The sequence below is a fragment of the Pseudoalteromonas sp. S4492 genome (genome assembly GCF_005886115.1).
Lineage (GTDB): Bacteria > Pseudomonadota > Gammaproteobacteria > Enterobacterales > Alteromonadaceae > Pseudoalteromonas > Pseudoalteromonas gelatinilytica.
This window is the reverse complement of sequence record NZ_PNCP01000022.1, coordinates 94,955-119,894: the sequence shown is the minus strand read 5'-3', so window position 1 is coordinate 119,894 and position 24,940 is coordinate 94,955. Positions and strand designations below refer to the sequence as shown.

The 24,940-nt window shown below is 40.4% G+C and carries 21 protein-coding genes; 19 read left to right on the top strand and 2 right to left on the bottom strand.

The genetic code is table 11. From position 1 onward, the window contains the following. Positions 1-501: 501 nt before the first annotated feature. From CWC28_RS06965 to CWC28_RS06935, 7 genes are all read left to right on the top strand, one after another. Positions 502-1,005: a hypothetical protein gene (locus tag CWC28_RS06965; RefSeq protein ID WP_063707743.1), complete on the top strand. Its 504-nt coding sequence runs from the start codon at positions 502-504 to the stop codon at positions 1,003-1,005. Positions 1,006-1,383: 378 nt separating this feature from the next. Continuing rightward, positions 1,384-2,154, top strand: a complete 771-nt coding sequence (locus CWC28_RS06960) for a tetratricopeptide repeat protein (protein WP_167350254.1) — start codon at positions 1,384-1,386, stop codon at positions 2,152-2,154. 244 nt (positions 2,155-2,398) lie between these two features. Continuing rightward, positions 2,399-2,905 carry a hypothetical protein gene (locus CWC28_RS06955; RefSeq protein ID WP_138624921.1) on the top strand — a complete coding sequence of 169 codons (507 nt, stop codon included), beginning with the start codon at positions 2,399-2,401 and terminating at the stop codon, positions 2,903-2,905. A gap of 414 nt (positions 2,906-3,319) precedes the next feature. Further along, entirely contained in the window at positions 3,320-3,598 is a 279-nt protein-coding gene (locus tag CWC28_RS06950; protein ID WP_138624920.1) for a hypothetical protein, read from the top strand. Then, positions 3,591-4,238, top strand: a complete 648-nt coding sequence (locus CWC28_RS06945; RefSeq protein ID WP_063707735.1) for a hypothetical protein — start codon at positions 3,591-3,593, stop codon at positions 4,236-4,238. Before CWC28_RS06950 ends, CWC28_RS06945 begins: the two co-directional genes overlap by 8 nt. Positions 4,239-4,563: 325 nt before the next feature. After that, positions 4,564-6,222: an RHS repeat domain-containing protein gene (locus CWC28_RS06940; RefSeq protein WP_063707733.1), complete on the top strand. Its 1,659-nt coding sequence runs from the start codon at positions 4,564-4,566 to the stop codon at positions 6,220-6,222. Beyond that, complete coding sequence (locus CWC28_RS06935; protein WP_058584092.1) at positions 6,222-6,773, top strand: hypothetical protein; 552 nt, start codon at positions 6,222-6,224, stop codon at positions 6,771-6,773. The genes CWC28_RS06940 and CWC28_RS06935 overlap by 1 nt, the downstream gene beginning before the upstream one ends. 674 nt (positions 6,774-7,447) lie before the next feature. Here CWC28_RS06935 and CWC28_RS21900 read toward each other — a convergent pair. Beyond that, positions 7,448-7,615 (bottom strand): hypothetical protein, encoded by a 168-nt coding sequence (locus CWC28_RS21900; RefSeq protein WP_167350253.1) that lies wholly within the window; start codon positions 7,613-7,615, stop codon positions 7,448-7,450. A gap of 264 nt (positions 7,616-7,879) precedes the next feature. On the opposite strand from CWC28_RS21900, the gene CWC28_RS06925 reads away from it, so the two are divergent. The 5 genes from CWC28_RS06925 (at position 7,880) to CWC28_RS06905 (ending at position 14,341) form a co-directional block, all read left to right on the top strand. Beyond that, positions 7,880-8,074, top strand: coding sequence for a (2Fe-2S)-binding protein (locus CWC28_RS06925; protein WP_054554573.1), 195 nt, complete (start codon positions 7,880-7,882; stop codon positions 8,072-8,074). Between the two features lie 158 nt (positions 8,075-8,232). Further along, the gene (locus tag CWC28_RS06920; RefSeq protein ID WP_063707731.1) at positions 8,233-9,765 is read left to right on the top strand and encodes a phospholipase D family protein; all 1,533 of its coding nucleotides are present in this window, start codon (positions 8,233-8,235) and stop codon (positions 9,763-9,765) included. A 253-nt stretch (positions 9,766-10,018) separates the two neighbouring features. Then, on the top strand, positions 10,019-12,274 hold the full coding sequence (locus CWC28_RS06915; RefSeq protein ID WP_138624919.1) for an acyl-CoA dehydrogenase: 2,256 nt from the start codon (positions 10,019-10,021) through the stop codon (positions 12,272-12,274). A 145-nt stretch (positions 12,275-12,419) separates the two neighbouring features. Continuing rightward, positions 12,420-13,367: a phosphotransferase gene (locus CWC28_RS06910; protein ID WP_138624918.1), complete on the top strand. Its 948-nt coding sequence runs from the start codon at positions 12,420-12,422 to the stop codon at positions 13,365-13,367. Between the two features lie 2 nt (positions 13,368-13,369). Beyond that, positions 13,370-14,341: a Gfo/Idh/MocA family protein gene (locus CWC28_RS06905; RefSeq protein ID WP_138624917.1), complete on the top strand. Its 972-nt coding sequence runs from the start codon at positions 13,370-13,372 to the stop codon at positions 14,339-14,341. Here CWC28_RS06905 and CWC28_RS06900 read toward each other — a convergent pair. Then, a complete protein-coding gene (locus CWC28_RS06900) occupies positions 14,338-15,156 on the bottom strand; it encodes a hypothetical protein (protein WP_138624916.1) in 819 nt (272 codons plus the stop codon). The genes CWC28_RS06905 and CWC28_RS06900 overlap by 4 nt on opposite strands. Before the next feature lie 193 nt (positions 15,157-15,349). Between CWC28_RS06900 and upp the strand changes: the two genes are divergently transcribed. From upp to CWC28_RS06865, 7 genes are all read left to right on the top strand, one after another. Further along, entirely contained in the window at positions 15,350-15,979 is a 630-nt protein-coding gene (gene upp / locus CWC28_RS06895) for a uracil phosphoribosyltransferase (RefSeq protein WP_063707721.1), read from the top strand. 9 nt (positions 15,980-15,988) lie between these two features. Beyond that, the gene (locus CWC28_RS06890; RefSeq protein ID WP_063707719.1) at positions 15,989-17,227 is read left to right on the top strand and encodes a uracil-xanthine permease family protein; all 1,239 of its coding nucleotides are present in this window, start codon (positions 15,989-15,991) and stop codon (positions 17,225-17,227) included. A 138-nt stretch (positions 17,228-17,365) separates the two neighbouring features. Further along, entirely contained in the window at positions 17,366-19,108 is a 1,743-nt protein-coding gene (locus CWC28_RS06885; protein WP_138624915.1) for an HAD-IIB family hydrolase, read from the top strand. Beyond that, a complete protein-coding gene (locus CWC28_RS06880; protein ID WP_063707715.1) occupies positions 19,101-20,321 on the top strand; it encodes a glycosyltransferase family protein in 1,221 nt (406 codons plus the stop codon). Before CWC28_RS06885 ends, CWC28_RS06880 begins: the two co-directional genes overlap by 8 nt. A 12-nt stretch (positions 20,322-20,333) precedes the next feature. After that, positions 20,334-22,103, top strand: coding sequence for an alpha-amylase family glycosyl hydrolase (locus CWC28_RS06875; protein WP_138624914.1), 1,770 nt, complete (start codon positions 20,334-20,336; stop codon positions 22,101-22,103). Between the two features lie 259 nt (positions 22,104-22,362). After that, on the top strand, positions 22,363-23,766 hold the full coding sequence (locus CWC28_RS06870; protein WP_138624913.1) for a hypothetical protein: 1,404 nt from the start codon (positions 22,363-22,365) through the stop codon (positions 23,764-23,766). A 12-nt stretch (positions 23,767-23,778) separates the two neighbouring features. After that, positions 23,779-24,930: an imelysin family protein gene (locus CWC28_RS06865; RefSeq protein WP_138624912.1), complete on the top strand. Its 1,152-nt coding sequence runs from the start codon at positions 23,779-23,781 to the stop codon at positions 24,928-24,930. Positions 24,931-24,940: the final 10 nt, after the last annotated feature.

Here is a 24,940-nt window from a genome sequence, read left to right as displayed (position 1 = left end):
GAACCCTGATTTTGAGCACCCTGGTTTTGGCAATGTGACTTCTTTGCTATTAACGCAGCCTGTAGCCCCTAAAAAAGATGAGGTGCTTGAACAGCTTGTAGTCAAGTTACATGAGCAAGGCTTTGATGAAAAAGCGTTACTAGCGTAGTGTGTGATGAGACTTTATAAAACTCTAAATCTACTAAATCTAAAAAGGGTCAGGTCTTTCTTTTTGCCTTTTAGCTAGTCCAATGTTGTTTATAAGCAATGGTTTAATAAAAGTTATCAACGTGTTGGGCATTTTACGATGGGCAAGCACAAGCTCCGGAATGGGTTTAAACCGATAAAGTGTTACTTCAATTTGGAAAATTTAAAGCAACATCAAGGCGTAAGTTTGCGCTATTTGTCGAGCAAGGGAAAGAGTTAGGTGATTATTTTAAATTACACTATTCGCATGTAGGTAGGATTGTGGCAAAAAGAAAAACCTGAGCCCATGGTTGCATCCGAGACGAGGAAAGACATATGAAATTCCATTACGCTAAAAAAACGTTAACATTATGCCTAGTATTGCTATCGTTTGCTTCTTTTGCAAATCCTTTAACGACGAACCTCACATGTACTCCAAAAGAAAGCAAGATTCCATTGATTGTTAAGTTGGACAAATCATTAACAGCAGAATCAAATGAGTATGTTTTCCACTATCAGAATAACTTTTCTGGTTGGTTATTTGAGTCATTCCTGTTTATTGGCAAGGTTAATGGTGACTACGTTATTGTCAGTGCAGGAAGTGGACTGGCGAAAAGGACTACCTATATCACAAAGGCTGAATACGTCCGCATACGTAATAATGTGATAAAAAGTACAAGCTATAAAATTAGTAGTCCGATTACAGAGAACCAAGAATTCTGCCAGTATTTCGATATCGACGGTAAAAAAGGAGTTGTTTTAGATGAAGATAATTCAGACCCTATGTTGAGGAAGTTAAGAAAAGAGCTTGATGCACTTATTATTTATCGTAAAGAATGAGAAAAATAGGGTCGCGTCTTGCCTGTTTCATGTTTATTGCGGAACAAAAAGCTATTAAGTGTGCAGCCGATCCCAGTAGAACTGCGCATTTTCTAACAGCAGACTCTGTAATTTATGTCGGTGCTAATGGTGCAAGCACAAGCTCAAGAATGGCTTTAAATCGGCAAAGTGTTACTCCAATTTGGAAAATCTAAAGCAACATCAAGGTGAAAGTTTGCTTACTTTGTTGAGCAAAGAAAAGAGTTGGATGATTATTTTAATTACACTATTCAAACTTGAGTCGGGTAGTGGCAAAAGAAATACCTGCCCCCTAGATACTTATGACCCCATAGATACTTAAATGGAAGTTATAGCAACGATTTCATGGTAACTAAATTTATGAATTTAAAAAAAGTATTCTGTTCCGTAATATTGATAGTGAGTTTAACATCTATTACTGATGCCAAAGAAAATAAAGTGAAACATATGACAGCACTTGAAAAATATATGCTTGCGAAAGACTTGGCAGATGAAGGTGATACAAAAGCTATGCTTGATGTTTTTACTATTTTTTACACTACTTATCCAGAATTAGAAAACAAAGTGCAAGAAGCTGCAACTTATCTTATGCAAGCTGCTTCGAATGATAACATCAATGCGCAGTTCAACATGGGATATTTACAGCAAACAGGAGATGTGTTTGAAAAAAATCTTGATAAGGCAATTGTATGGTTAAAAAAAGCAAGTGAGCAAGGACACGTAAAAAGTAATCGGCAGCTGGGGTTTATTTATTTAGAAAAGTATAAGGCAAATAATTCCGATAATAGCCTGTATATTGAATCAAGAAAATGGTTTAGCAAGGGGGCTAAGCTAGGAGACATCCCCTCGTTAAGACAGTTAGCCATTGGAACTCTAGCCCATGAGCAGGAAGGTCACGAAGAAGCTTTAAAAATGTTAGAAGAGGCATTTGGTCATGGTGATGCGAGATCAGCAAGATATTTAGGAATCTATTCTATCATACGATTTGAAGTCTATGGTGATGAGAAATATTATAATCAAGCAGTTGATTGGTATAAAAAATCAGCAATGCTAGGCGATAATGACTCAATTAGCTGGCTTCAAAAGAATTCCGATAAAGCAATTGTTAAGCAACCTCCGGTGAAAAATTAACTTTGGAGAGCAACCCAAGCCAAGCAAAACAAAATTAATACGGTCAGTTTAATAAAAGTCATCAAAATGCTGAGCATTTTGTGATGGGCAAGCACAAACTCCAGAATGGATTTAAATCGGCAAAGTGTTACTTCAATTTGGCAAATCTAAAGCAACATCAAGGCGTAAGTTTGCGGTATTTGTTGAGCAAAGAAAAGAATTGGATGATTATTTTAGCCGCACAATTCAAGCATGAAGTATGATAGTGGCAAAAGAAAGACCAGACACATGGATTCTACATTCATGGATAGAAGCAATGTGTATGTATTTGATGCTCGTCAAAGTTCAAGTAATACATGAGAATAACAAGATGAGAAAATTTATATTTTTATTATTAACACTAAGCTCTGCCATTCAAGTATCTGCTAGGGATGATGGTTATAAGCAAATAACTTGGAGTAATTTATTTGAAAGTCATAAAAAATTAGTAGGTGAAAAAGTAACTTTAACAGCTTTTTATAACTTCGCAGGTTTTTATAAAGATCTAGAGAGTGCAGATAGTTTTTCAATGGAGTATTTGGTATTCCCATTTTATGGTGATGTTACAAAAGATTTTGTTAAGCATTGCAATGAGAGATTGCTTATAGTGGAGGGGGTTATTTCTAGTCATGAAAAGAGTAGAGCCCCACGAATTAAGAAAGTAACTAGGTTAAGTCCAGTATCAAACCCTGAATATAACTGCTTGGATCAAATATCAGGTTTTGTGAATTAAAAACCAATAGGAACATTATTAACCAGCCTTTGAAAAGTTCACGAGTGGATTTCTTCCGAATATTTTTAGTAAAAATAAACAGGGATAGGTCTTTCTTTTTTACTTTTGCTAATCAAATGGTGAGTTTATGTAATGGCCTAATAAGAATCATTAAAATGTTGGGCATTTTACGATGGGCAAGCACAAGCTCCAGAATGGATTGAAATCGAGAAAGTGTTACTTCAATTTGACAAATCTAAAGTGATAGCAAGGCTAAAGTGCGCGCTATTTGTTGAGTAAAGAAAAGAGTTGGGTGATTATTTTCAATTACACTATTCGCGTGAAAGTAAGATAGTGGCAAAAGGAAAGACCTGACCCCGAGGTTCTTTAGTAGGAAGATCTTTAAGCAGTTTAACTGCCGAAGAAGCTAAACTATTGCTATCCAATAATCCATTGAATCAAGGAAAGATAAAGCTTGATGGTGGACATGTTAACTTTTCATGTGACAGCGAAGGTAGTAGTGTTTTCACCAGAGTTGCCAATACAACACCGGGGATGAACTCAATGGCTGTGTTTCATGATGTATGGATGGCTAAATGGAACGTAACTAATGCTGTTGTTTTAGGCGTAACAATTGTTCCTGCTGCTTACATGAGCTACGAAACATTAGGTTTTAGTTACTACAAGTATTTGAGTGGTGAACTTGATGGTTAAGAAGATATTAACATTCTCTGTTGTGCTTATTGGATTAGTTGGCTGTACAACTAGTCAACATGTAAATATTGTTAATACATATTCATTGTCGCCTATTTCTTACCAAAAGGTAGGCTATAAAGACGAATGGAAAGACCTTTGGCCAATAGTTGACTTTCAAGATGGAGTGTTGGTTAAGATACACCCAGATTCATGGGAATCATTAACTTTTGGAACAAAACACTGCTCAACGAATCAGAGTAAGTTTTTCATCCAGTTCTGGTCCAATACAGATACTCTAATTGACTTTGAAAAATCATATTTCGTTACTGAGAAAGAAGATAAAGTTGCTATAAAGTCTGTCTTTTCATTAGATCAAAAAGAGACTTATTTCAGTAGTAATAACCACTCGCTTTTGACCAAATTAAGAAGAACAGAATTAGCTAAAAATGAAATTTTGGCTTTGTGGGAGAGCAACAATTATCAAGAATTAAAGAAAAACTCAGGGGCTTTAAGTTTAGCTTTAGAAACAGAGCGGTTTGTTGGTTGCCCTAGAGATAAATTTAAATTATTTATTAGCTTTAAGCATGAAGGTTCAGATGCTCAGCATGGTTACTGGCTCTATTTTGCTCCAATAGAGTTTAAAGCTTTTAGTAGATAAGTAATCTGCCGCTTCAGTGGTTTGGGAATAACCTAAACCGTGCAGAAGAAAGCCAGCGTGAGCTGGTTTTCTTTTATCTGGCGTTTAGCGCTTCGTGCTTCGCTTCCTTTGGGTTGGTGCCAAGGGAGGCGAAGATTTTAAATCGCTTAATATCCGCTTGGTGTCAAAGCGAGCAGATTTAATTCTATCTATTCAGAGTCAAATTGCTTAAAAAATGTCATGCAATCAAAGTAAATAAACAGGGGCAGGTATTTCTTTTTAGCTAGTCCAATGTCATATATAAGCAATGTTTAATAGAAATTCTTAACGTGTTGGGCATTTTACGATGGGCAAGCACAAGCTCCAGAATGGCTTTAAATCGACAAAATGTTCGTTCAATTTGGAAAATCTAAAGCAACATCAAGGTGAAAGTTTGCTTACTTTGTTGAGCAAAGAAATGAGTTGGGTGATTATTTTCAATTACACTATTCGCGTGTTAGTAAGATTGTTGCAAAAGGCAAGACCTGACCCATGTGTGGAAACATTATATCTCAAAGGGCTATATGAGCGTTTAACATTGCCTTCAGGAAATGTTGAACACAAATACTATGTTGGGAATACTGTAGTAATTGACAGTACTGATGCTAAGCAAAGTAAAACTTTATATACGCATAAGGACCATCTAGGCTCTACCGTGACGGTAATAGACGCGAATGGCAGCGTTGTTCAGCACATAAACTATGATGCGTGGGGGAAACAAAATCGGTTCTATACTAGTAGCTCATTAGTTTTTTTGTTGAATCAACAAAGCCCCGTGGAAAGTAAAGGTTATACAGGTCATAAAGAAATTTCGGATTTAGGTATTATCCATATGAACGGTCGGATCTACGATCCGACGCTGGGTAGGTTCTTGCAGGCGGATCCGCATGTTCAAGCGCCGGGTAATTCACAGAGTTATAACCGTTATTCTTATGTGTTGAATAACCCGATGAGTTATACAGATCCATCTGGATATTTTTTCAAGGCCCTTTTCAAAGCTATAGGCAAGAATAAATGGCTTTCATCGTTTATCAGTATTGCACTTAATTTCATACCCGGATGCCAAGTATGGTGTAGTGCAGTATTTAATGCTGCCGTGACTTATGCTGTGACGGGGAGCTTGAAAGCCGCTGCTATCGGATTTGTTGCTTCTGCAATTAGTCCGGGAGGAATGAACCCCGGAGCCTTTATTGCGAGGGGAATTATAGGAGGGCTAGCAAATAAAGCCCTAGGGGGGAATTTTGGGCATGGTTTCATTGCGGCGGGTGCTGGAGGTGCCGCAGGTGGAATAGGTAATGTACCGTTAAGAATATTAGCTTCGGCAGTAATAGGAGGAACTGTTTCAAAAATAACGGGTGGAAAATTTGCTAATGGTGCTACTAGTGCGGCATTTGCAACTGCTGTTGAAGCGGGCTTCAAAGGAGAGTTTTCATCTGGTAAAAAGTTTGATTCTAACTCAGTAGAAGATGTTGATGAATTTATTAAAAACACAAAGTTAGCTTCAAAAATAACGAAAAGTGAAGATGGCACTTCAATGAGTATTGTTGCAACAATTAGCGGTAGTGCTGAAATTAGCGCTGCAGATCTTGATTCTTATGTGTCTGCTATAGAATCACAATGGACCGGGACATATTCAGATGATAATGGTAAACAGCTGTCATTAACTGTCGATCTACAAATAGTAGAGTCAGGTGGCGACATTTCAGTTTTAGCGTGTGCAAAGTGTGGCTATAGTTTAAACGAAAATAGACAACTTCGTCTTATACGTGGAATAGCGTTACAAGGAGGAAATAAAATGTGGTATAGCAAACAATACAGTGGGAAATATACAGCTGGTCACGAATTTGGCCACGTCCTTGGGTTCGACCATATTGGCACTAACCAACTAATGTCCTCAGGAGGCGGTGGTGGTTCAATTAGAAACCCTAGCTACTCGACTATAAAAACCTTGTTCGAGAATTACTAATGAAGCTAATAAATTTAATAAGTTATGTTGTTACTGTTAATTTACTTCTTGCATCACCTATTACAAAAAGTAGTGAAAAAGAAGTTTTTGTAAAAAATATTGCACCATCACTGACAACTGACGGATGGTGCAAAGGGTATGAAATTTTTTCGTTCGAAAATAAAACTACGTTAGAAAAGAAAATTTATTCAGAATCATATTGTCGTAATAGCGAAGATAGTCAAGCAAAGGTTATTACGTTAGGACCTAGCATATCGGATGAGCAAGTAAATTATGCAATGAGCTTACTGATGGCATTAGGGGTAATAGAAGGTGGATTTAATCGCTCCAGCAATAAGATTGAATTTGATTTGTCTACCCTAGAAAGCAAGGAACCACTACAGTCTATGCATGAATTAAAACACATCCATGTTGAATTAAATCAACAATGTTTACTAAATAGACATTTTAATGTTTTCGCTAAGTTAGGAAACAAAACTCACCTAGTCGAAGTTATTACAAGTGGAAAAACAGTTAAGACTATTAAAACTGAAAGAGTTGCGATTGATTGACCCGTGGTTAATTTCGAATTGAAATAGTTGGAACAAATTTTAGTTATAAGGACAAGGAGGATAAACGTTGGAGAAAAGGACTAGATATGCAAGTTCACTGGATGACCTGCTGCTAGGAGCTGTAACTGAGGTCTAAACTTCTGGGGTCAGTAGAACCAATGGGGTCAGTAGTGTTGTTTACAAAATTATCGTCATAGTTTTTACCAAATTATTTATCTGAGTTATGACGGGGATAAGAAAGCCAGCGGGAGCTGGTTTTCTTTTATCTGGCGTTTAACTTTTGAAGTTGGCGCTTCGCTTCCTTTGGTTTGGTGCCAAAGCAGACAGACGCTGCTATATCTATTCAGAGTCCAATTGATTAAAAAATGTTTCGCCATCAACAAGGTCATTTTCGTCTAGATTTTGAAAACACCTTTTGACAAGCGCAAGCTTTTCAATCTCATAGACATCGCAATCGTGATGCTCTTCGCATCGAAAGATAATTTTCTTGCGAATAGCGTTAGGTCTATCTGGTGATGGTGCAATTATCTCAGTTCTAATATCGACATGCTTTTTGCAGCAGGCCGAGCATTCGGCATTATTTGCTCCAACTTAGTAGTGGTTGATCGATGAAAACCCGCTTGGTGGCAAAGCTAATGGGCTAAAAGAAGCGATGAGCTTTATAACCCCCTAATTTACTCTGGCGAAAATCCGTGGCGAAGCATTTCGAAATCGTCTAAATCGATAACAGCTCGTTTTCCGCATCCCTTGAGAACGTAGCAAGAGTTGCTTGCTGTTATTATCTGCTGAGCCTTAACATCCATAACTGTAACAATATACCAATCTTTTACTGTGGTGTTCATAAGCTGAGCCTCACATTACTCGATAGCCTATGATTGATCTTTTCATTCAACTGCAACACTAACTACCCCTCAAAAAAGTTTAAAATTTTTTCTTTAGCCGCCTTTAACTAACTGCCCAAATCGTAAGGGAAAATTTTTAGTTGTGTGCCATTTAGGAAATTTCGGTATAAAAGTTATGCAAATATTGCCTATAACACTATTGCGAACTATTACCGTTTAGATTAATATGCTGACCATCAAGAGAAATGAGAGTGGTTTGCATTCATGTATATTTGTTTATGTCATGGTGTGACTGATAAAAAAATCGAACAAACAATTGATGATGGCGCTATGACGATGCGCGATTTATCTAAAGAGCTGCAAGTGGGTAGCCAGTGCGGCAAGTGTTGTGGTTGTTGTAAAAAAATACTTAATCGCAAACTGATCGAAATTGCAGATATCACTGAGCAAGTAGCTTAATTACTTGCTCTTAAGCATGCGTGCTTAACAATTTTTCCTTCGTTTAATTCTTCTAATTTATCCCCATACTTACGAGTTTTTATTTGCTTTTAACCCCTTCATTTATTAGGGTTATAACAAAGCAGATACGTGTATCACACGGTCATTGGTAGGAAGCCATGATAATAGACTCTTCAAAATCACTTTTTTGTGCAGTACTCATTTTAATCACCGCGGGCTGTGCGCAGTTACCTTCACGAGAGTCCATTCAACCAAGCTATGCCATTGCAGCGGATACACCCAGTACCATAGGAGATGCAGTGGGTAATAATCATCCTGGGTTATCAGGGTTTTATCCTTTAGCAGATGGGGTCGATGCCTTTGTAGCTAGGTTGGCACTCATTGATTCTGCAGAGCACACCATTGATGTGCAGTACTATTTATACCACAGACAGCAAACCACCATTTTATTTACGGCCTTTTTATTAAAAGCCGCAGATAGGGGAGTAAGAGTTCGCTTGTTGCTTGATGACTTATCGCAAGCCGACAGTGAGCTTGATTTAGCTGCACTGGCTGTTCACCCTAATATTGAAGTTCGATTATTTAATCCATTTCCTAACCGTCGTTTTAGAGCGCTTGGTTTTGTTACCAACTTTAGCCAGCTTTCTAGACGCATGCATAACAAGAGCTTTATCGTTGATAATCGGATTTTTATCACCGGTGGGCGCAACATAGGTAATGCGTATTTCTCGGCTGAAGATCATTCTGAATTTATTGATTTAGATGTTATGAGTGTTGGCGAAATTGTGCCAGAGGCATCAAAAGCATTTGATTTATATTGGAATCATCAGCTGTCTTACCCTGTTGAAGATTTGCACGGTGAACGTGATGAGCAATCACTTATTGATATCACTAAATCCTTATCGACCTATGTTGAGCAGAATCAGCAGAGTAATTACGTTGAGCAGTTACGCGAAAGCGCCTTTGTAAAACGCTTATTGCACGATGAAATAGAATTCGATTGGCAAAAGTCTGTGTTGTTTTATGATCATCCCGATAAGGTAATGAACGACGTCAGTGAAAAATCGGCCAATATGTCGCCAATGTTATTTAAAGAAATGGGTGAGCCGAAACTAAAAGCAATTATTGTGTCGCCTTACTTTATTCCTCGTGAGCAGGGCGTTAAATTACTAACCAATTGGGCAAAGCAGGGCGTTGATGTCACTGTACTGACTAATTCTTTAGCAGCTACTGATGTATCCGCGGTGCATGCTGGTTATAAAAAGTACCGAGAAGATCTCGTAAAAGGTGGGGTTAAGCTGTGGGAGTTAAAACCCAGTGACTTAATGGCCATTAAGCGCAAAGCGGGGCGTAAAGTAACTGGGTCATCACAAGCAAGTTTACACGCAAAAACCATGACCTTTGATGATGAAAAGATTTTTGTGGGCACCATGAACCTCGACCCTCGCTCGCTTGATTTAAATACCGAGATGGGCGTATTAATCGAAAGCGAAAAGCTTAGCCGCTTTTTGGCCCATTGGGTTGATACGCAAATGCCTGAATATGCCTGGAAAGTTGAGCTCAAAGATAATGACTTAGTTTGGCTCGACACAGTGAGTAATGAGCAGTTTGATGAAGAACCACAAACGTCTTCGTGGCGACGCTTTCAAGTGTGGTTTATTTCGTTATTCCCTATCGAAGATGAGCTATAAGCCATTCCTTCAGTATTTATACCTAAGCCCAACTTTTTAGTTGGGCTTTTTGTTTTCAGCCTTTAGTTGTTAACCATTTCGGGATAAAAAAAGGCGTTTGAGCGTACACGTGTAAACCCATTGTATTCAAGTGCTTAGCGTGCAAAGAAAAAATAAATATAAAAAAATGTTAAAAAAACTGGTTGGACCAATTGATCTATTGCTCGTTTTATGACGTAATGTAGGTATTACTATCTGGTCGGATGAGTTTATTATGAGCTTACGTACAAAATTAAAAAAAGTATTACCTAGTATTTCAATTACAGAACAAGAAGCGTTAGATGCGGGTGATGTTTGGTTAGAAGGTTCAATCTACCAAGGTAAACCTGATTTCGATGCACTTCGTGACGTGCCAGCAGCTAAGCTGAGCGCTGAAGAGCAAGCATTCTTAGATGGCCCAGTGAAAGAATTATTATCAATGATTGATGATTCTGAAATTCAAAACGGTGTTCATCTTCCTGACTACATTCTTGATTTCTTGAAAAAAGAGCGTTTTTTCTCGCTTATCATTCCTAAATCATTCGGCGGTTTAGAATTCAGCCCTTATGCAAACTCAACAATTGTTGCGACTATCGCGACTAAGAGTTCTGCGGTTGCGGTAACCGTGATGGTTCCTAACTCATTAGGCCCAGGTGAGCTATTACTTCACTTTGGTACTAAAGAGCAACAAGATCACTACTTACCACGTCTTGCAAATGGTCGTGATATTCCATGTTTCGCACTAACTAGCCCAGAAGCGGGTTCAGATGCGGGTGGTATTCCAGATATCGGTGTTGTTAAACGTGGTCAGTTCAATGGCGAAGAAGTGTTAGGTTTAGAAATTACCTGGGACAAACGCTACATCACACTTGCGCCAATTGCGACAGTATTAGGTTTAGCATTTAAAGTAGTTGACCCTAATGGTTTACTAGGTGGCAAAGAAAACCTAGGTATTACCTGTGCGCTTATTCCTAAAGATCACCCAGGTGTTGAACTTGGTAATCGTCATGATCCTATGGGCATCCGTTTTTACAACGGTACGACTCGCGGTGAAAAAGTATTTGTACCAATGGACTTCATCATTGGTGGTCAAAAGAACATCGGCCGTGGCTGGCAAATGCTGGTTAGCTGTTTAGGTGCAGGCCGTGGTATTTCGTTACCGGCACTTGGTGTTAGTTCATCACAAGTAGCATTTAAAGGTGCTTCAGAGTACGCAGCAGTACGTGAGCAGTTTGGTCTGGCGATTGGTCAATTCGAAGGTATCCAAGAGAAGCTTGCTGATATCGCAGGTAAAACTTACCTTCAAGAAGCAATGCGTGTTCTAACAACAGAAGGTTTAGGCATGGGCTTAAAACCATCTGTAGTTACTGCGATTGCTAAATACCACATGACAGAAATTGGTCGTAACGTGCTTGATTCAGCAATGGATATTCAAGCAGGTAAAGCAATTCAAAATGGTCCGCAAAATACATTAGCAAGTGGATATGTTGCACAACCAATCGCAATCACAGTTGAAGGTGCAAACATTCTTACTCGTAACCTTATGATTTTTGGTCAAGGTGTAATGCGTTGTCACCCTTACCTGCAATCTATGGTTGAGTCTATCCATAGCGAAGATAAAAATGCAGATAAAGAATTCAACAGCATTTTACGTAAAACAGTGGGTTACAGTGTAGCTAACAGCTTACGAGCTTTCCGTTTAGGTGTATTACCGTTTACTGCGGGTGCTAAATCGTCACTACCAGAAGTACGTGCTTACGAAAAAGCAGCGCACAAACTATCTGCAAAACTTGCAGTTTACGCTGACTTCTCGTTATTGGTACTGGGCGGTAAACTTAAGCAAGCAGAAATGTTATCTGCACGTTTAGGCGACGTAATGAGTTTCTTGTATGCGGCGATGGCATCAATTAAATACTACGAGCAAAAAGTAGCAAGCAGTGAACGTGAGCAAGCTGCGCCTTACTTCCACTATGCGACTCGCTTTGCACTACAAAGCGCTGAAGAAGCATTGCATAAGTTCTTAGATAACTTCCCTGCAAGTGGTACTCGTAAATTTATGCGTTTCATTACGATGAACTACTCAATGAAAATGCCTAAGATCAGTGATGATTTAATCCGTGAACTTGCGACTCAAGCGCAAATGGATACGGCATTTAAAGCGCAAATCACTCACTTGGTTAAACCAATTGAAGGTGATGGTCATCACATCAATGAGCAAGCGTACAAAGCGAAAATGGCATGCCTTGATTTACTTGCAAAAGTTAAAAAAGCACTGCGTGCTAAGACTATCAAGCCGGGCGTTCGTTTTGCAGAAACACTTGATAATGCACTTGTTGCAAGTGTTATCAACGAAGAAGAGTATGCAAAACTGATTGATTACAACAAGAAACGAGAAAAAGCGATTCGTGTTGATGAGTTCGATTTTGATATGAACTTACTGGATGACAATGCAAAGCCAGTTAACCCACTTAAAAGTGTGGTAAACGAGTAATTCAACAATGCAAGTCCTTAGCAGTATTAGGACTTTATCTTCGAAAACCCGTGCTTAGCACGGGTTTTTTATTGCCTATAGGCCGTTGTGCCAATAGCCAATATCACCTACCATTGCCATCGGTTTATATAAATTACAGAGCGTTATGGATCTTAGGCAATTTGTTACTTCTCACTTTTCAAACATTACAAAGCTACAGCAAGCGGCATCAGTATGGAGCGGATGCGGTGAGATTATTCGTTGCCAAATGAATGGTGCTGCTACGGTAATTAAAGCGATTGAAGTGCCTAGCCAGATTAATCATAGTCGTATTAAACAAAGTGATTTTGCACTTGCCAGAAAGCGCCAATCTTACTTAGTCGAATTTAATTGGTATCGGCATTACGCTGAGCAATTACCCCATGAAGCTGCGGCTATCCACTGTATTGAGGCAATACAAGAGGGCAGTAAACAAGCGCTGGTATTTAGTGATTTCAGTGCGCTTGGCTACCAGCCAGCAAGTGCTACACACAGCGACATTCAAGCAATTATAAACTGGCTTGCACACTTTCATGCTTTTCATTTAGCAAGCTCTGCCGATGGCCTTTGGCCGCGAGGTAGTTACTGGCATTTAGCAACGCGGCCCGATGAGCTAAAGCGCATGAGTGATTTAAGGTTAAAAGCGCAGGCGCACGCTATTGATATAGCGCTGGGTGAGTCACCTTTTCAAACGTTAATTCATGGTGATGCTAAGCTTGCCAATTTTGCGATTACGCCACAAAACCAGCATGTTCTTGGCTATGATTTTCAATATGTTGGTAAGGGTGTTGGGGTGATTGATGTCATGTATTTTTTAGGCAGTTGCTTAGATGATACGGCATTAAAATCAGTTGCAGATGACTATTTAAATCGCTATTTTGACACCCTTACACAGGCACTAAAACGTTATCAACCGAATGTAAACCCTGCGCATGTTGTTAGCAGTTGGCGAGCGCTTTGGTGTTACGCATGGAGCGATTTTTATCGTTTTTTAGCAGGTTGGAGCCCAGAACATGCAAAAATAAACGGCTACATGCAGCAGCAATTTGTAACGTACTTAAAAATAAAGGATTAGCAATGAATAAGCCAATGCGATTTGCCATTATCGGCTGTGGTGCTGTAACCGAAGTGAAAAGCGGCCCTGCTTATCAACAAGCAGAAGGTATTGCGCTTATTGGGGTGACACGCCGCGACTTAGAAAAAGCCCATGATTACGCTAAACGCCATAATATTGCAAAGGTGTTCGCATCGCCAAGCGAGCTCATTAACGATAACAGTGTTGATGCAGTGTATATTGCTACGCCGCCAGATAGCCATAAAGCGTATGCTCTTGAGGTTGCTGCGGCAGGTAAACCGTGTTGTATTGAAAAGCCACTGGCGCCAAGTTATCAAGATAGCCTTGATATTGTCGCAGCGTTTAAAGAGGCTAAACAGCCGCTATTTGTGGCTTATTATCGCCGTTCATTACCACGCTTTAATCACGTTAAACAATTACTTGAGCAAGGTGCCATTGGTAAGCCTCGTCATGTAAGTTGGCATTTAAGTAAAGCACCTAACGCCCTAGATTTATCGGGTGAATACAACTGGCGCACAGATCAAAACGTGGCTCGAGGAGGGTACTTTGACGATTTAGCCAGCCATGGTCTTGATTTACTTGCTTACCTTTTAGGTGATTTTAATAAGGTGCATGGTTTATGCGCTAATCAACAAGGCTTATATTCAGCATTCGATGCTATTACCGCTCACTGGCAGCATCAATCGGGTGTTACAGGCACCGGGAGCTGGAACTTTGCTTCAGCAAATCGTTTTGATGATGTGATTATTTATGGCAGTGAAGGCGAGCTTAGCTTTAGTGTTTTTGACGAAAAGCCGATTGTGCTTAACAATGCACAGGGCGCACAACAGCTCGTAATTGATAACCCTGCACATATTCAACAATATCATGTTGAAAACATGGCGAACTATTTTCATGCTCAGCAACCCCACCCATCAACTGGTGAAACTGCATTACACACAAGTTGGGTTATGGAGCAGATTTTATCGGCTTAGTGCTCAAACGCTGCATTGAAGGCATTTACAATTTGTGTGTTTTCACCTTCATGAAATAGCGTCATTAAACGCTCACTAATTAAAGTGCGTACTTTTTCTGTTTTAAGCGCTTTGTCGAACAGCGCGATTGCTTGTTTGCCGACCTCTGTTGGTGAGCAAGCAATATAACCAAACACCGCGGCTTTTTCTGGTTTAAGGCTGAGGTAACGAATACTACTCATTCCCGGAGCTCGTTTATAACGGTTGCTAAATACAGTTTGGTATTCTAAAACGGCATCAATTTTATTTTGAAATAACATTTGCCCAAGCCTTGGTGCATTTGTTGCCCCATCGAGTATGAAAAAGTGCTCATCATTTAAACGGACAAACTTATCAATCTCTTCTGAGTAAGAACGGCCTTTGGTGACCCCTATTGTTAAGTCGTAGTAATAGATAGCTTGTAGTAGGGTAATGGCGTCTGGAATAGTGGGCTTATTAAATACCACCAGTTTATTTGAAGGAAATGCCATCAGAGGGTACTGACTAAACACAGCATGAACCTCACGCTCTGGGGTTTTTAATTTATTGTACAAACAAACATTGTTCATTTTTCTTAGTTGCTGCCACTCTCTTAAGCGGCTTGCAGGTATAAAATGTAGGCTGATTTCATCGCCTAATTCAGCTGCGGCAGCCAGCAAAAACGTGGTGGCCTCATTTTCAGGGTTACCGCCATCTTGCGGAACAAAGTCAGCCATAACTTGAATATCGAGTGTTTCACTGTGGGCTGGTAAGCAAATACACAGAAGGAGTATCGAAGTGAAGATAAGCGTTTTCATTACTGCAGGCCCAAAAATAAATGAATTGTTAAACATTGCCGGTGCGTGTTGTTGCAAAAAAATTAATATTTGCAAGGTGCTGTATAATATTAGACCAATTCAAAGAATTAATGCGGTGAACATGCATTTTTTGCAGTCGAGAAGACTATTTTGCGCTAAAATAGGCGTAATTTATTTCATTTAGGTTCTACTTATGTCTATCCATGTAATTACTCATCCGTTAGTTCAACACAAACTTGGCCTTATGCGCGCGCAAGGTATTAGCACAAAAAGTTTCCGTGAGCTGGCGTCTGAAGTAGGTACCTTGCTTACTTACGAAGCAACAAAAAACCTACCATTAGAAAGCGTACAAATCACTGGATGGGATGGTTCAACATTAGATGTAGAGCATATCAAAGGTAAAAAAATTACTGTTGTGCCTATTCTTCGTGCCGGCCTTGGTATGATGGATGGTGTTATGCAGTTATTACCTGCTGCAAAAGTAAGTGTTGTTGGTCTTCAGCGTAACGAAGAAACATTAGAGCCAGTACCTTACTTTGAAAAGCTGGTTGGTAAAATTGATGAGCGTTTAAGCCTTGTTATTGATCCAATGCTGGCAACCGGTGGTTCAATGATCGCAACTATCGATATGCTGAAAAAAGCAGGCTGTAAAGATATTAAAGTGATTGTATTAGTGGCAGCACCAGAAGGCGTAGAAAAAACCCTTGCAGCGCACCCAGATGTTGAAATTTTCACAGCATCTCTAGACAGTCACTTAAACGAAAAAGGATATATCATTCCAGGCTTAGGAGATGCCGGTGACAAGATTTTTGGCACAGTGTAAGGCGCTCACGTGGAAAATCATCAAACATTTTCGTTAAAAACCATTCTAACTGGCGCGCAAATGCTGTTTGTCGCATTTGGCGCACTGGTACTTGTGCCGTTACTTACAGGCCTTGATCCTAATGTGGCTTTATTTACTGCAGGTTTAGGAACTTTACTGTTTCATGTGGTTACCAAAGGCCAAGTTCCCATCTTTTTAGCATCATCTTTTGCTTTCATTGCACCTATTATCGCCTCGGTACAAATGTGGGGCATTCCCGCAACTATGGGTGGTTTAATGGTGGCAGGCTTTTGCTATTTTGCGCTTAGCTTGATTGTAAAATTTAAAGGCGTGAATGCGCTGCATAAAGTGTTACCACCTGTGGTTGTTGGCCCTGTGATCATGGTGATTGGTTTAGCCTTAGCCCCCGTCGCTGTGAATATGGCAATGGGTAAAGCAGGGGATGGCAGTGCACAATTAGTTCCTTATGAGCAAGCAATTTGGGTATCTGGTTTATCATTACTGGTTACGCTGATTTTTGCGGTATGGGGCAAAGGTGTATTTAAACTTATTCCTATTCTTGCAGGTGTGGTTGCAGGTTACCTAGCTTCGCTCTTTTTAGGAATTGTTGAATTTAATGCGGTTACTGAAGCAAACTGGTTTGCTGTGCCGGCATTTACTTACCCTGAGTTTAAGTGGCAAGCTATTTTGTTTATGGTGCCGGTGGCCATTGCGCCCGCTATTGAACATATTGGCGATATGATGGCTATTAGCCAAGTCACGGGTAAAGACTATTTAAAGAAACCAGGTTTACACCGCACTTTATTTGGTGATGGCTTAGCAACCTCTGCGGCATCAGTTTTTGGTGGTCCACCTAATACAACGTACTCTGAAGTAACGGGGGCGGTAATGCTTACGCGTAACTTCAACCCTCGCGTGATGCTTTGGACGGCAATTATCGCAATTGTGCTCGCGTTTGTGGCAAAAATGGGCGCGGGTTTACAAACTATTCCGGTTCCTGTGATGGGCGGCATCATGATTTTGCTGTTTGGTTCTATCGCCGTTGTAGGTTTAAATACCTTAGTAAAATCAGGTGAAGACCTTACCGCGCCTCGTAATCTGACTATCGTCGCACTGATTTTAGTGTTTGGTATTGGTGGCATGCATATCGGTGGTGATGAGTTTAGTTTACAAGGTGTGAGCTTATGCGCAATTTTGGGGATTATCTTAAATGCTGTTCTCCCCAAAGCAGTGCAACAAGCTGATTAGAACTTAAATACTGCTTGAATATTGCACCAAAAAAGCGCATTAAATATGCGCTTTTTTTGTAACCATTTAAAAAATAAGGAATTATAAAACTGGTCTACTAACTGCATTTATCTCTATGTCATACTGGTAGGAGCGATTATGCAAGAGGCAAATGTTGTGGATATTACCCCGTTTTTAGCAAAGCATCAGTTACCACTCAAGTATCAATACTTAAGTGAGCAGTTTTTTATACCCCTCGCGCACGATATCTTGAGCGCAAAAATGACCGGCCAAACAATGCTGGTGGCTATTAACGGCTGCCAAGGCTCAGGCAAAACAACCCTCGCTGATTTCTTAGTGACTTGGGTAAATAGCAATACCGAATTTAATAGCGTGTCATTATCAATCGATGACTTTTATTTAAGTCGTGATGCGCGCAATGAGCTTGCTAAAGATGTTCATCCCTTGTTTGCGAGTCGTGGTGTACCGGGTACACATGATACGCAATTAATGGAACAAACTTTATCAGCTTTGTTGGCTGGTAAAGTGGGCGTGCCATTACCTCAATTTGATAAGCTAACGGATGATCCAGTGCCAAAAGACCAGTGGCCGAGCAACCAAAAGCCGATTGATATCGTGTTTTTTGAAGGCTGGTGTGTAGCCAGTACGCCCCAGCAGCCTTATCAACTACAAACCCCGGTAAATGAATTAGAACAACTAGAAGATGCCGACGGCATTTGGCGCCGCTGCGTAAATAGCTGCCTAGCAAATGAATATCAACATGTATTCGCAATGGCTGATTACACCATTATGTTAAAAGCGCCTTCATTCGAAGATGTGTATGCGTGGCGCTTAGAGCAAGAGCATAAGTTAATTGCCAAAAAAGGTCAGGGGCAGGGCACATTTGACGAAGTGAGCTTAAAGCGTTTTATCTCTCATTTTGAACGGATTACGCGTGAAAACTTAGCCACCCTAGCCCACAGCGTTGATGCGCTATTATTGCTCGATACCGAGCGTGATATCACCAAGATGGAACTGCTGGCCGACCAAATTGCTCAACCACTTATATTTACTGACTTAGATGGGACATTGCTCGATCACGACAGTTACGAGTGTGAGGTGATCAAACCATTTTTGGCAAAGTTGAATGATACCGGTGTCAATGTGATTTTTAATACCAGCAAAACCTTTGCTGAAGTCACTGATATTCAAAAAGGTTTGGATCATCACCAACCTTTTATTGTGGAAAATGGTGCGGCTGTTTATATCCCGAAAGACTATTTTAAAGTAAAGCCGATTGGCTGTGATGAATATAAAGGTTATTGGCGCTTTGCCATGACGCAAAGTACCGATAAATTGCATGAAGATCTTAAACAATATGCCAGTCAATTTAGCCATTGTGTACGCTTATTTAGTCAATTTAGTGCACAAGAAATAGCCGAGTTAACAGGACTCCCCGTCGATAAAAGTGAACTGGCTTTAAAGCGTCAATATTCAGATCCGGTTTGTTTCTCTGGCAGCAATGAAGAAAAGCAAGGTTTGATAGATGCAATGAGCCAAGCAGGCTACGAAGTACTTGTTGGCGGGCGATTTATCCATTTAACCAAAGGCAACAACAAAGGGCTTGCACAAAAATGGCTGTTAAATCAGTTCAAAAAAGCCTATCGCAATCCATTTACTGTGATTGCCCTTGGCGACAGTCAAAACGATGTAGCCATGCTAAAAGCGGCTGACACTGCTATTTTAATCAATAATCCTGGCAGCCAAGTGCAATCACAAATATTACAAAAAGCATGGCAGCTCAGCGAAAAACCAGCCCCAGCAGGTTGGGTTCAAGAAGTTTCTGCGTTAACTATCATCAAAGCGCGTTTTGCAGCAAAACAGGAGCAATCTCATGGCTGATTTTTATCAAAATGGCATTATCACGACCTTACACAATATTGCTGACCGCCCAGTAGAAGAACTAGAAAAAGAGTTGTTGGGCTTTTCAAAACAACGCCCAATGGGCCTAATTTTACCTTCGCTTTACAGTGAGCTAGAAGGACCCGCATTGCAAAACATAATTGCAGAACTGAAACATGTACCTTATTTATCGCAAATTACCATTGGCTTAGATCGCGCTGATGAAAGCCAATATCGTCATGCCCTGCAGTTTTTTGCGGAGCTTGATCAGCCTCATAAAGTACTTTGGAATGATGGTCCGCGTTTACAGGCTCTTGATAAAGAACTACAAAAATTGGGCGTTGCCCCACGAGAGCTAGGTAAAGGTCGCAATGTTTGGTATTGCATGGGCTATAAGTTGGCAACCTCAAAAGTTGAGTCAATTGCGCTGCATGACTGCGATATTTTGACTTACGACAGAGCGCTTTTAGCACGCTTAATTTACCCCGTTGCTCACCCTCGTTTTAACTATGAATTTTGTAAAGGGTTTTACCCGCGCACCGCTGAGGGCAAAATTAATGGTCGCGTGTCACGTTTGCTGGTAACCCCATTATTGCGTTCATTTAAAACAATTTTAGGCAGCAACGATTATTTAGAATACATGGATTCGTTTCGCTACCCATTAGCGGGTGAGTTTTCATTCCGCCGTGATGTACTCAACGATATTCGTATTCCAAGTGACTGGGGTCTCGAAATTGGCGTGTTATCAGAGATGTATCGTAACTACTCGCATAACCGTTTGTGTCAGGTCGATATTGCTGATAACTATGATCATAAACACCAAGACCTATCGCTAGAAAACCAAGCGGCAGGCTTGTCAAAAATGTCGATTGATATTACCAAAGCTTTATTCAGGAAGTTGGCTACGCAGGGGGTTACCTTTACCAGTGAAACAATTCGGTCGTTAAAAGCAACCTATTACCGTATCGCACTCGATTTTATTGAAACCTATCACAATGATGCGCTGATGAATGGCTTAACACTTGATATTCACCATGAAGAAAAAGCGGTCGAAATGTTTGCACAGAATATCATGAATGCGGGTCAGCACTTTTTAGAAAACCCAATGGAAGCACCGTTTGTGCCGAGTTGGAACCGAGTTGCTTCGGCAATGCCAGATGTATTTGCTCGCTTAGAAGAAGCCGTAGAGCTTGATAACAAAGATTATATTTAACGGGGAAGGCACGTGACTTTAGAGCTTTTGCAACAACGGGTTATACAGCATTTAACGTGTATTTATGCTGAGGTTGAACTACCAACAACCCTTGAACAACTTGCCGACAGGCTGATCAATACGATGCAAGGTGATGATCCTGTTCGTGACCCGACGCCACATAAAAACCGTTGGGATGAGCAAGATATGATTTTAATCGCTTATGGTGATTCTATCATTCGTCATGCTAATACGGATGACGCGGTTGCTAAGCCTGAAGAGCCGCCTTTGCATACCTTGCATCGCTTTGTTAAAAACCAGTGTTTGCCTGAACTCAATGCCCTGCATATTTTGCCGTTTTACCCATATAGCTCCGACGAAGGTTTTGCAGTGATGAACTATGTGCAAGTGAATGAAGCGCTTGGCAATTGGCAGCATATTCGCGATATTTCAGCGGATGTCAGGTTGATGGCCGATTTAGTGATTAACCATTGTTCAAGCCGCAGCGTTTGGTTTGAAAACTTTATTCAAGGCAAAGAGCCGGGGAAAGGGTACTTTAAAACCGCGAAGCCGAGTGACGACCTTGTGCAAGTTGTTCGCCCGCGTACATCACCGCTTTTACAAGCGGTTGAAACAAAAGATGGTTTGCAACATGTGTGGTGTACGTTTAGTCATGACCAAGTCGATTTTGATTTTGCCAACCCAGATGTACTGAATGAATTTGTAGGGATAATTCGCCATTACTTAGATAATGGTGTACGTATTTTTCGTCTTGATGCAGTGGCATTTTTATGGAAAAAGCTTAATACCCGCTGCATCAACTTACCTGAAACTCATGAGGTGATCAGGTTACTTCGTACCCTTATAGAGCATGTTGAACCTAATGTGATTATTATCACTGAAACTAACATTCCTAACCGCGAAAACCTGTCGTACTTTGGTAATGCCAACGAAGCGCACTGTATTTACAATTTCTCACTGCCACCGCTGTTATTGCACACTTTGCTCAGTGGTGACAGCACCGCATTAAAACATTGGATGATGAGTATGCCGCCAGCCCAGCAAGGGACGGCTTACTTTAACTTTATCGCATCTCATGATGGCATTGGTTTACGCCCCGTTGAAGGCCTGCTCGATCAAGCGCAAATAGCGGAAATGGTAAGTACAACTGCAAAATATGGCGGCAAAGTCTCATTACGTACTGCACCAGATGGTACCAATACTCCTTATGAGTTAAACATTGCCTTATTTGATGCACTGCAAGGAACGCATCAAGGCCCTGATAAGTGGGGTGTTGCTCGCTTTTTATGTGCGCATGCCATTATGTTTGCGCTTGAAGGTATTCCTGGTTTGTATATTCATAGTCTACTTGGTACTACCAACGATTATGATCGCTTTGAAAATAGCCAGCATAACCGAGCGATTAACCGTCACCGTTGGCAGGAATCTGATTTATTGGCAAAGCTGAGTAACGAAAATGCTCATCATCGTACTGTGTTTAAAGCGATGAAAAACCTAATGGCTATTCGTAAGGCACAAAGTGCATTTCACCCTAATGCAACCCAATATACGTTGCATTTAAGCGAGGGGTTATTTGGTTTTTGGCGACAAAGTATTAACCGTTCACAGAGCATGTTTTGTGTTTATAACATTAGTGATGAGGTACAAACACTCACCCTTGCTGATTTGAACTTAATAGAAACAGAGCAGTGGAAAGATCTGATCACCGCAGAAGTGATTGCAGAACATACTCAAACCTTGTCTTTGGCTCCTTACCAAGCGGTTTGGCTCAGTAATAAATAAACTTTTCATGCAAATCCGTTCGTTAACAAGCAAGCCCACCATAGGGTTTGCTTGTTAACAAATAATTCAGAATTATCGTACAATACTACCTTATTACACACCAAATTATCACTTCGCCCTAATTTATAGTGAAATCGTCTTAGTAAATAAGGCTTATTTAATCTAAATTACCTTTTTTCTCAAAAAATATGGTTAACAATATTTACAATGTAAAAAGCAACTATTATCATTCTGCTTTTATTTTTAGGTGCGTTTTACAATGAAGAAAGCAGTACTCTCTCTCGCTGTGTCATTGGCTTTGACTCCACTATACAGTGTTGCAAATGATGACATGCAAGCTCAACTCGAAAAACTTCAACAACAACTCCTTGAACAACAAAAAGCGATTGATTACTTAAAAAGTCAATTAGAAGCAAAAAACACCCAGCAAGTTGCAGTGCAACAAAAAGCCCCAGTTGTTACTGAGCAGGCAGCACCCGTTGCTACAGTCGCAAGCAAAAAAGAATCAAAACTTACTTTTAAAAGCTACGGTACTTTGCTTTATAAAAATGACGAAGTATTTGCCAACGTTCAAGATACTTCTCCAGAGCGCCGCGCCACAACAGATTTAGAGCGTGTTGTTACTGAGTTCGAATATGAAATTGATGATAAATGGAAAGTCGAATTTGAACTTGAGTATGAACACGGCGGTACAGGTACCACGCTTGAATACGACGGCTTTGAAGAATTTGGCGAATTTGAATCAGAAGTTGAAGCGGGTGGTGAAGTTATTGTCGAAAAGCTACAGCTAGAATATGAATATAACCCTAACTTTACAGTCAAGTTTGGTCATATATATGTTCCGGTAGGCTTAGGCACAGACTTAAACAAGCCTGATCAATACTTTACCACGACTCGCCATTGGGGTGAGGCAACTATGATCCCGCAAGTTTGGCATGAAACTGGGGTTAACTTAATTTCTCGTTGGTCTGACTTTACACTGCAAACATTGGTGACGACGGGTCTTAACTCTGAATACTTCCGTTCCACTAATTGGGTCGCGGGTGGTGCACAGCAACGCTTTGAAGAAAATACCGCAGATGATTTAGCGCTCACATTACGCCTTGATTATGGCAATGTTAAAGCCGGTAAAGGTTTTGGGGTTAGTTACTATTCGGCAAATACATCTGATAACCGTCGCAATCAGGGCAAACTTGATGTGGATGGAAACGTGTCTATTCTCGGGTTACATGGTGCATGGACGTTAGATGATCTTGTGTTCCGTGGTCAGTACTTATATGGCGAGTTAGAAGACTCAGTTGCTATCACTGCTGCTAATAAAACTACGCCGGGTCTTCGTCCGGGAAGCTTTGCACAGCTTGGTAGCAAAGCTGAATCTGCATTTGTAGAAGCCGCTTATAATATGCAGGGGCTGTTTGATTTATCTTCGCCGCTGTATGTATTTACCTCGTTTGATTATGCCAATCCAATGCTTGAAGTGGCCAGTGGTGCGGCTATCCATCGTTACGACATTCGTGAGCTTAACTTTGGTTTAAATTACCTTCCAAACAAAAACTTAATTCTAAAACTTCAGGGCGGTCAACGTTATTACGCACAAGACGATATCGATGACACGACTCACTTTAGCGCCTCTCTTGGCTATAAATTTTCAACAGAACTATAAAGGAACCTTGGGATGAAAACTGTATTAAACAGCATCACAGCTGTCATTTTAGCGTCAACACTTGTTGCATGTGGTTCGTCTTCTTCGGATGATTCTTCAGATACAAGCACACCCGTTACTGAAGTAACAGGCTTTAGCTATGATGCAACTGACTTAATTGAAAACGTAACTGAGCAAGTAATTGTTGATGGTTACGAAATGCTAAACAGCAAGGCAACGGTTCTACATAACGCGACACTCACATTATTAGAAAACAAAAACGCAGCTGCGCTGGCTGCTGCTCAACAAGCTTGGAAAGATGCACGTGTATTCTGGGAGCAAGGAGAGTCACATATCTTTGGTCCTGTTGATAGTTTATCAATTGATCCACATCTTGATACTTGGCCACTGAATACCGCTGATTTAGAAGCACTACTTGCAAGTAACACAACGTTCTCTGCTGATAATGTGAAGAACTTTGACGATGGTGTACAAGGTTTCCACACCATGGAGTTTTTATTATTCGGTAATGGCGTTGAAGATAACGATAAGTCAATTGACGAAATGAATGTGCGTGAAATGGAATACTTAATTGCATGTGCTGAAGTATTTAATATTCATACACAAAGCCTTGTTGATGCATGGGTTATCTCTGCAAATGCGGATGATGAACCTGCTTATAAAGATTATTTATTAACACCGGGCAATGATAAATACTCATCTGAGTTAGGTGTTATCGAAGAGTTAGTCAATGGGGTTATCGGTATTGTTGATGAGGTAGGTAACGGTAAAATTGCAGAACCATTTGGTACTAGCAAAGACACAGCTGACACATCATTGGTTGAATCACAATATAGCTGGAACTCATTAACTGACTTTAGCAACAACATTGTTGGTGTACAAAATGTGTTTTTAGGCACATTCAGCGATGAAAACGACAGCCCAGGTCTTAAAGCATTTATCAATGCCGGTGACGCTGAACTAGCAGCGAAAGTTGAAACTCAAATTTCAGCAGCGATTTCAGCGATTGATGCCATTGCAGGCGCAGATGATATGCCATTTAGACAAGCGATTAAGGATGATGCTGGTCGCGTTCGAATTCAAACAGCGATTGATGCGCTAGGTGAATTACAAGCGACCCTTGAAGAAGAAGTTGTGCCACTTATCAAAGAGTGGAATTTATAATCGCTGGGGA

Coding starts and splice junctions, on each gene's coding strand:
- CWC28_RS06965 (WP_063707743.1), top strand. CDS start 502: ATGAAATTCCATTACGCTAAAAAAACGTTAACATTATGCCTAGTATTG.
- CWC28_RS06960 (WP_167350254.1), top strand. CDS start 1,384: ATGAATTTAAAAAAAGTATTCTGTTCCGTAATATTGATAGTGAGTTTA.
- CWC28_RS06945 (WP_063707735.1), top strand. CDS start 3,591: ATGGTTAAGAAGATATTAACATTCTCTGTTGTGCTTATTGGATTAGTT.
- CWC28_RS06940 (WP_063707733.1), top strand. CDS start 4,564: ATGGGCAAGCACAAGCTCCAGAATGGCTTTAAATCGACAAAATGTTCG.
- CWC28_RS06935 (WP_058584092.1), top strand. CDS start 6,222: ATGAAGCTAATAAATTTAATAAGTTATGTTGTTACTGTTAATTTACTT.
- CWC28_RS21900 (WP_167350253.1), bottom strand. CDS start 7,615: ATGAACACCACAGTAAAAGATTGGTATATTGTTACAGTTATGGATGTT.
- CWC28_RS06925 (WP_054554573.1), top strand. CDS start 7,880: ATGTATATTTGTTTATGTCATGGTGTGACTGATAAAAAAATCGAACAA.
- CWC28_RS06920 (WP_063707731.1), top strand. CDS start 8,233: ATGATAATAGACTCTTCAAAATCACTTTTTTGTGCAGTACTCATTTTA.
- CWC28_RS06915 (WP_138624919.1), top strand. CDS start 10,019: ATGAGCTTACGTACAAAATTAAAAAAAGTATTACCTAGTATTTCAATT.
- CWC28_RS06910 (WP_138624918.1), top strand. CDS start 12,420: ATGGATCTTAGGCAATTTGTTACTTCTCACTTTTCAAACATTACAAAG.
- CWC28_RS06905 (WP_138624917.1), top strand. CDS start 13,370: ATGAATAAGCCAATGCGATTTGCCATTATCGGCTGTGGTGCTGTAACC.
- CWC28_RS06900 (WP_138624916.1), bottom strand. CDS start 15,156: ATGAAAACGCTTATCTTCACTTCGATACTCCTTCTGTGTATTTGCTTA.
- upp (WP_063707721.1), top strand. CDS start 15,350: ATGTCTATCCATGTAATTACTCATCCGTTAGTTCAACACAAACTTGGC.
- CWC28_RS06885 (WP_138624915.1), top strand. CDS start 17,366: ATGCAAGAGGCAAATGTTGTGGATATTACCCCGTTTTTAGCAAAGCAT.
- CWC28_RS06880 (WP_063707715.1), top strand. CDS start 19,101: ATGGCTGATTTTTATCAAAATGGCATTATCACGACCTTACACAATATT.
- CWC28_RS06870 (WP_138624913.1), top strand. CDS start 22,363: ATGAAGAAAGCAGTACTCTCTCTCGCTGTGTCATTGGCTTTGACTCCA.
- CWC28_RS06865 (WP_138624912.1), top strand. CDS start 23,779: ATGAAAACTGTATTAAACAGCATCACAGCTGTCATTTTAGCGTCAACA.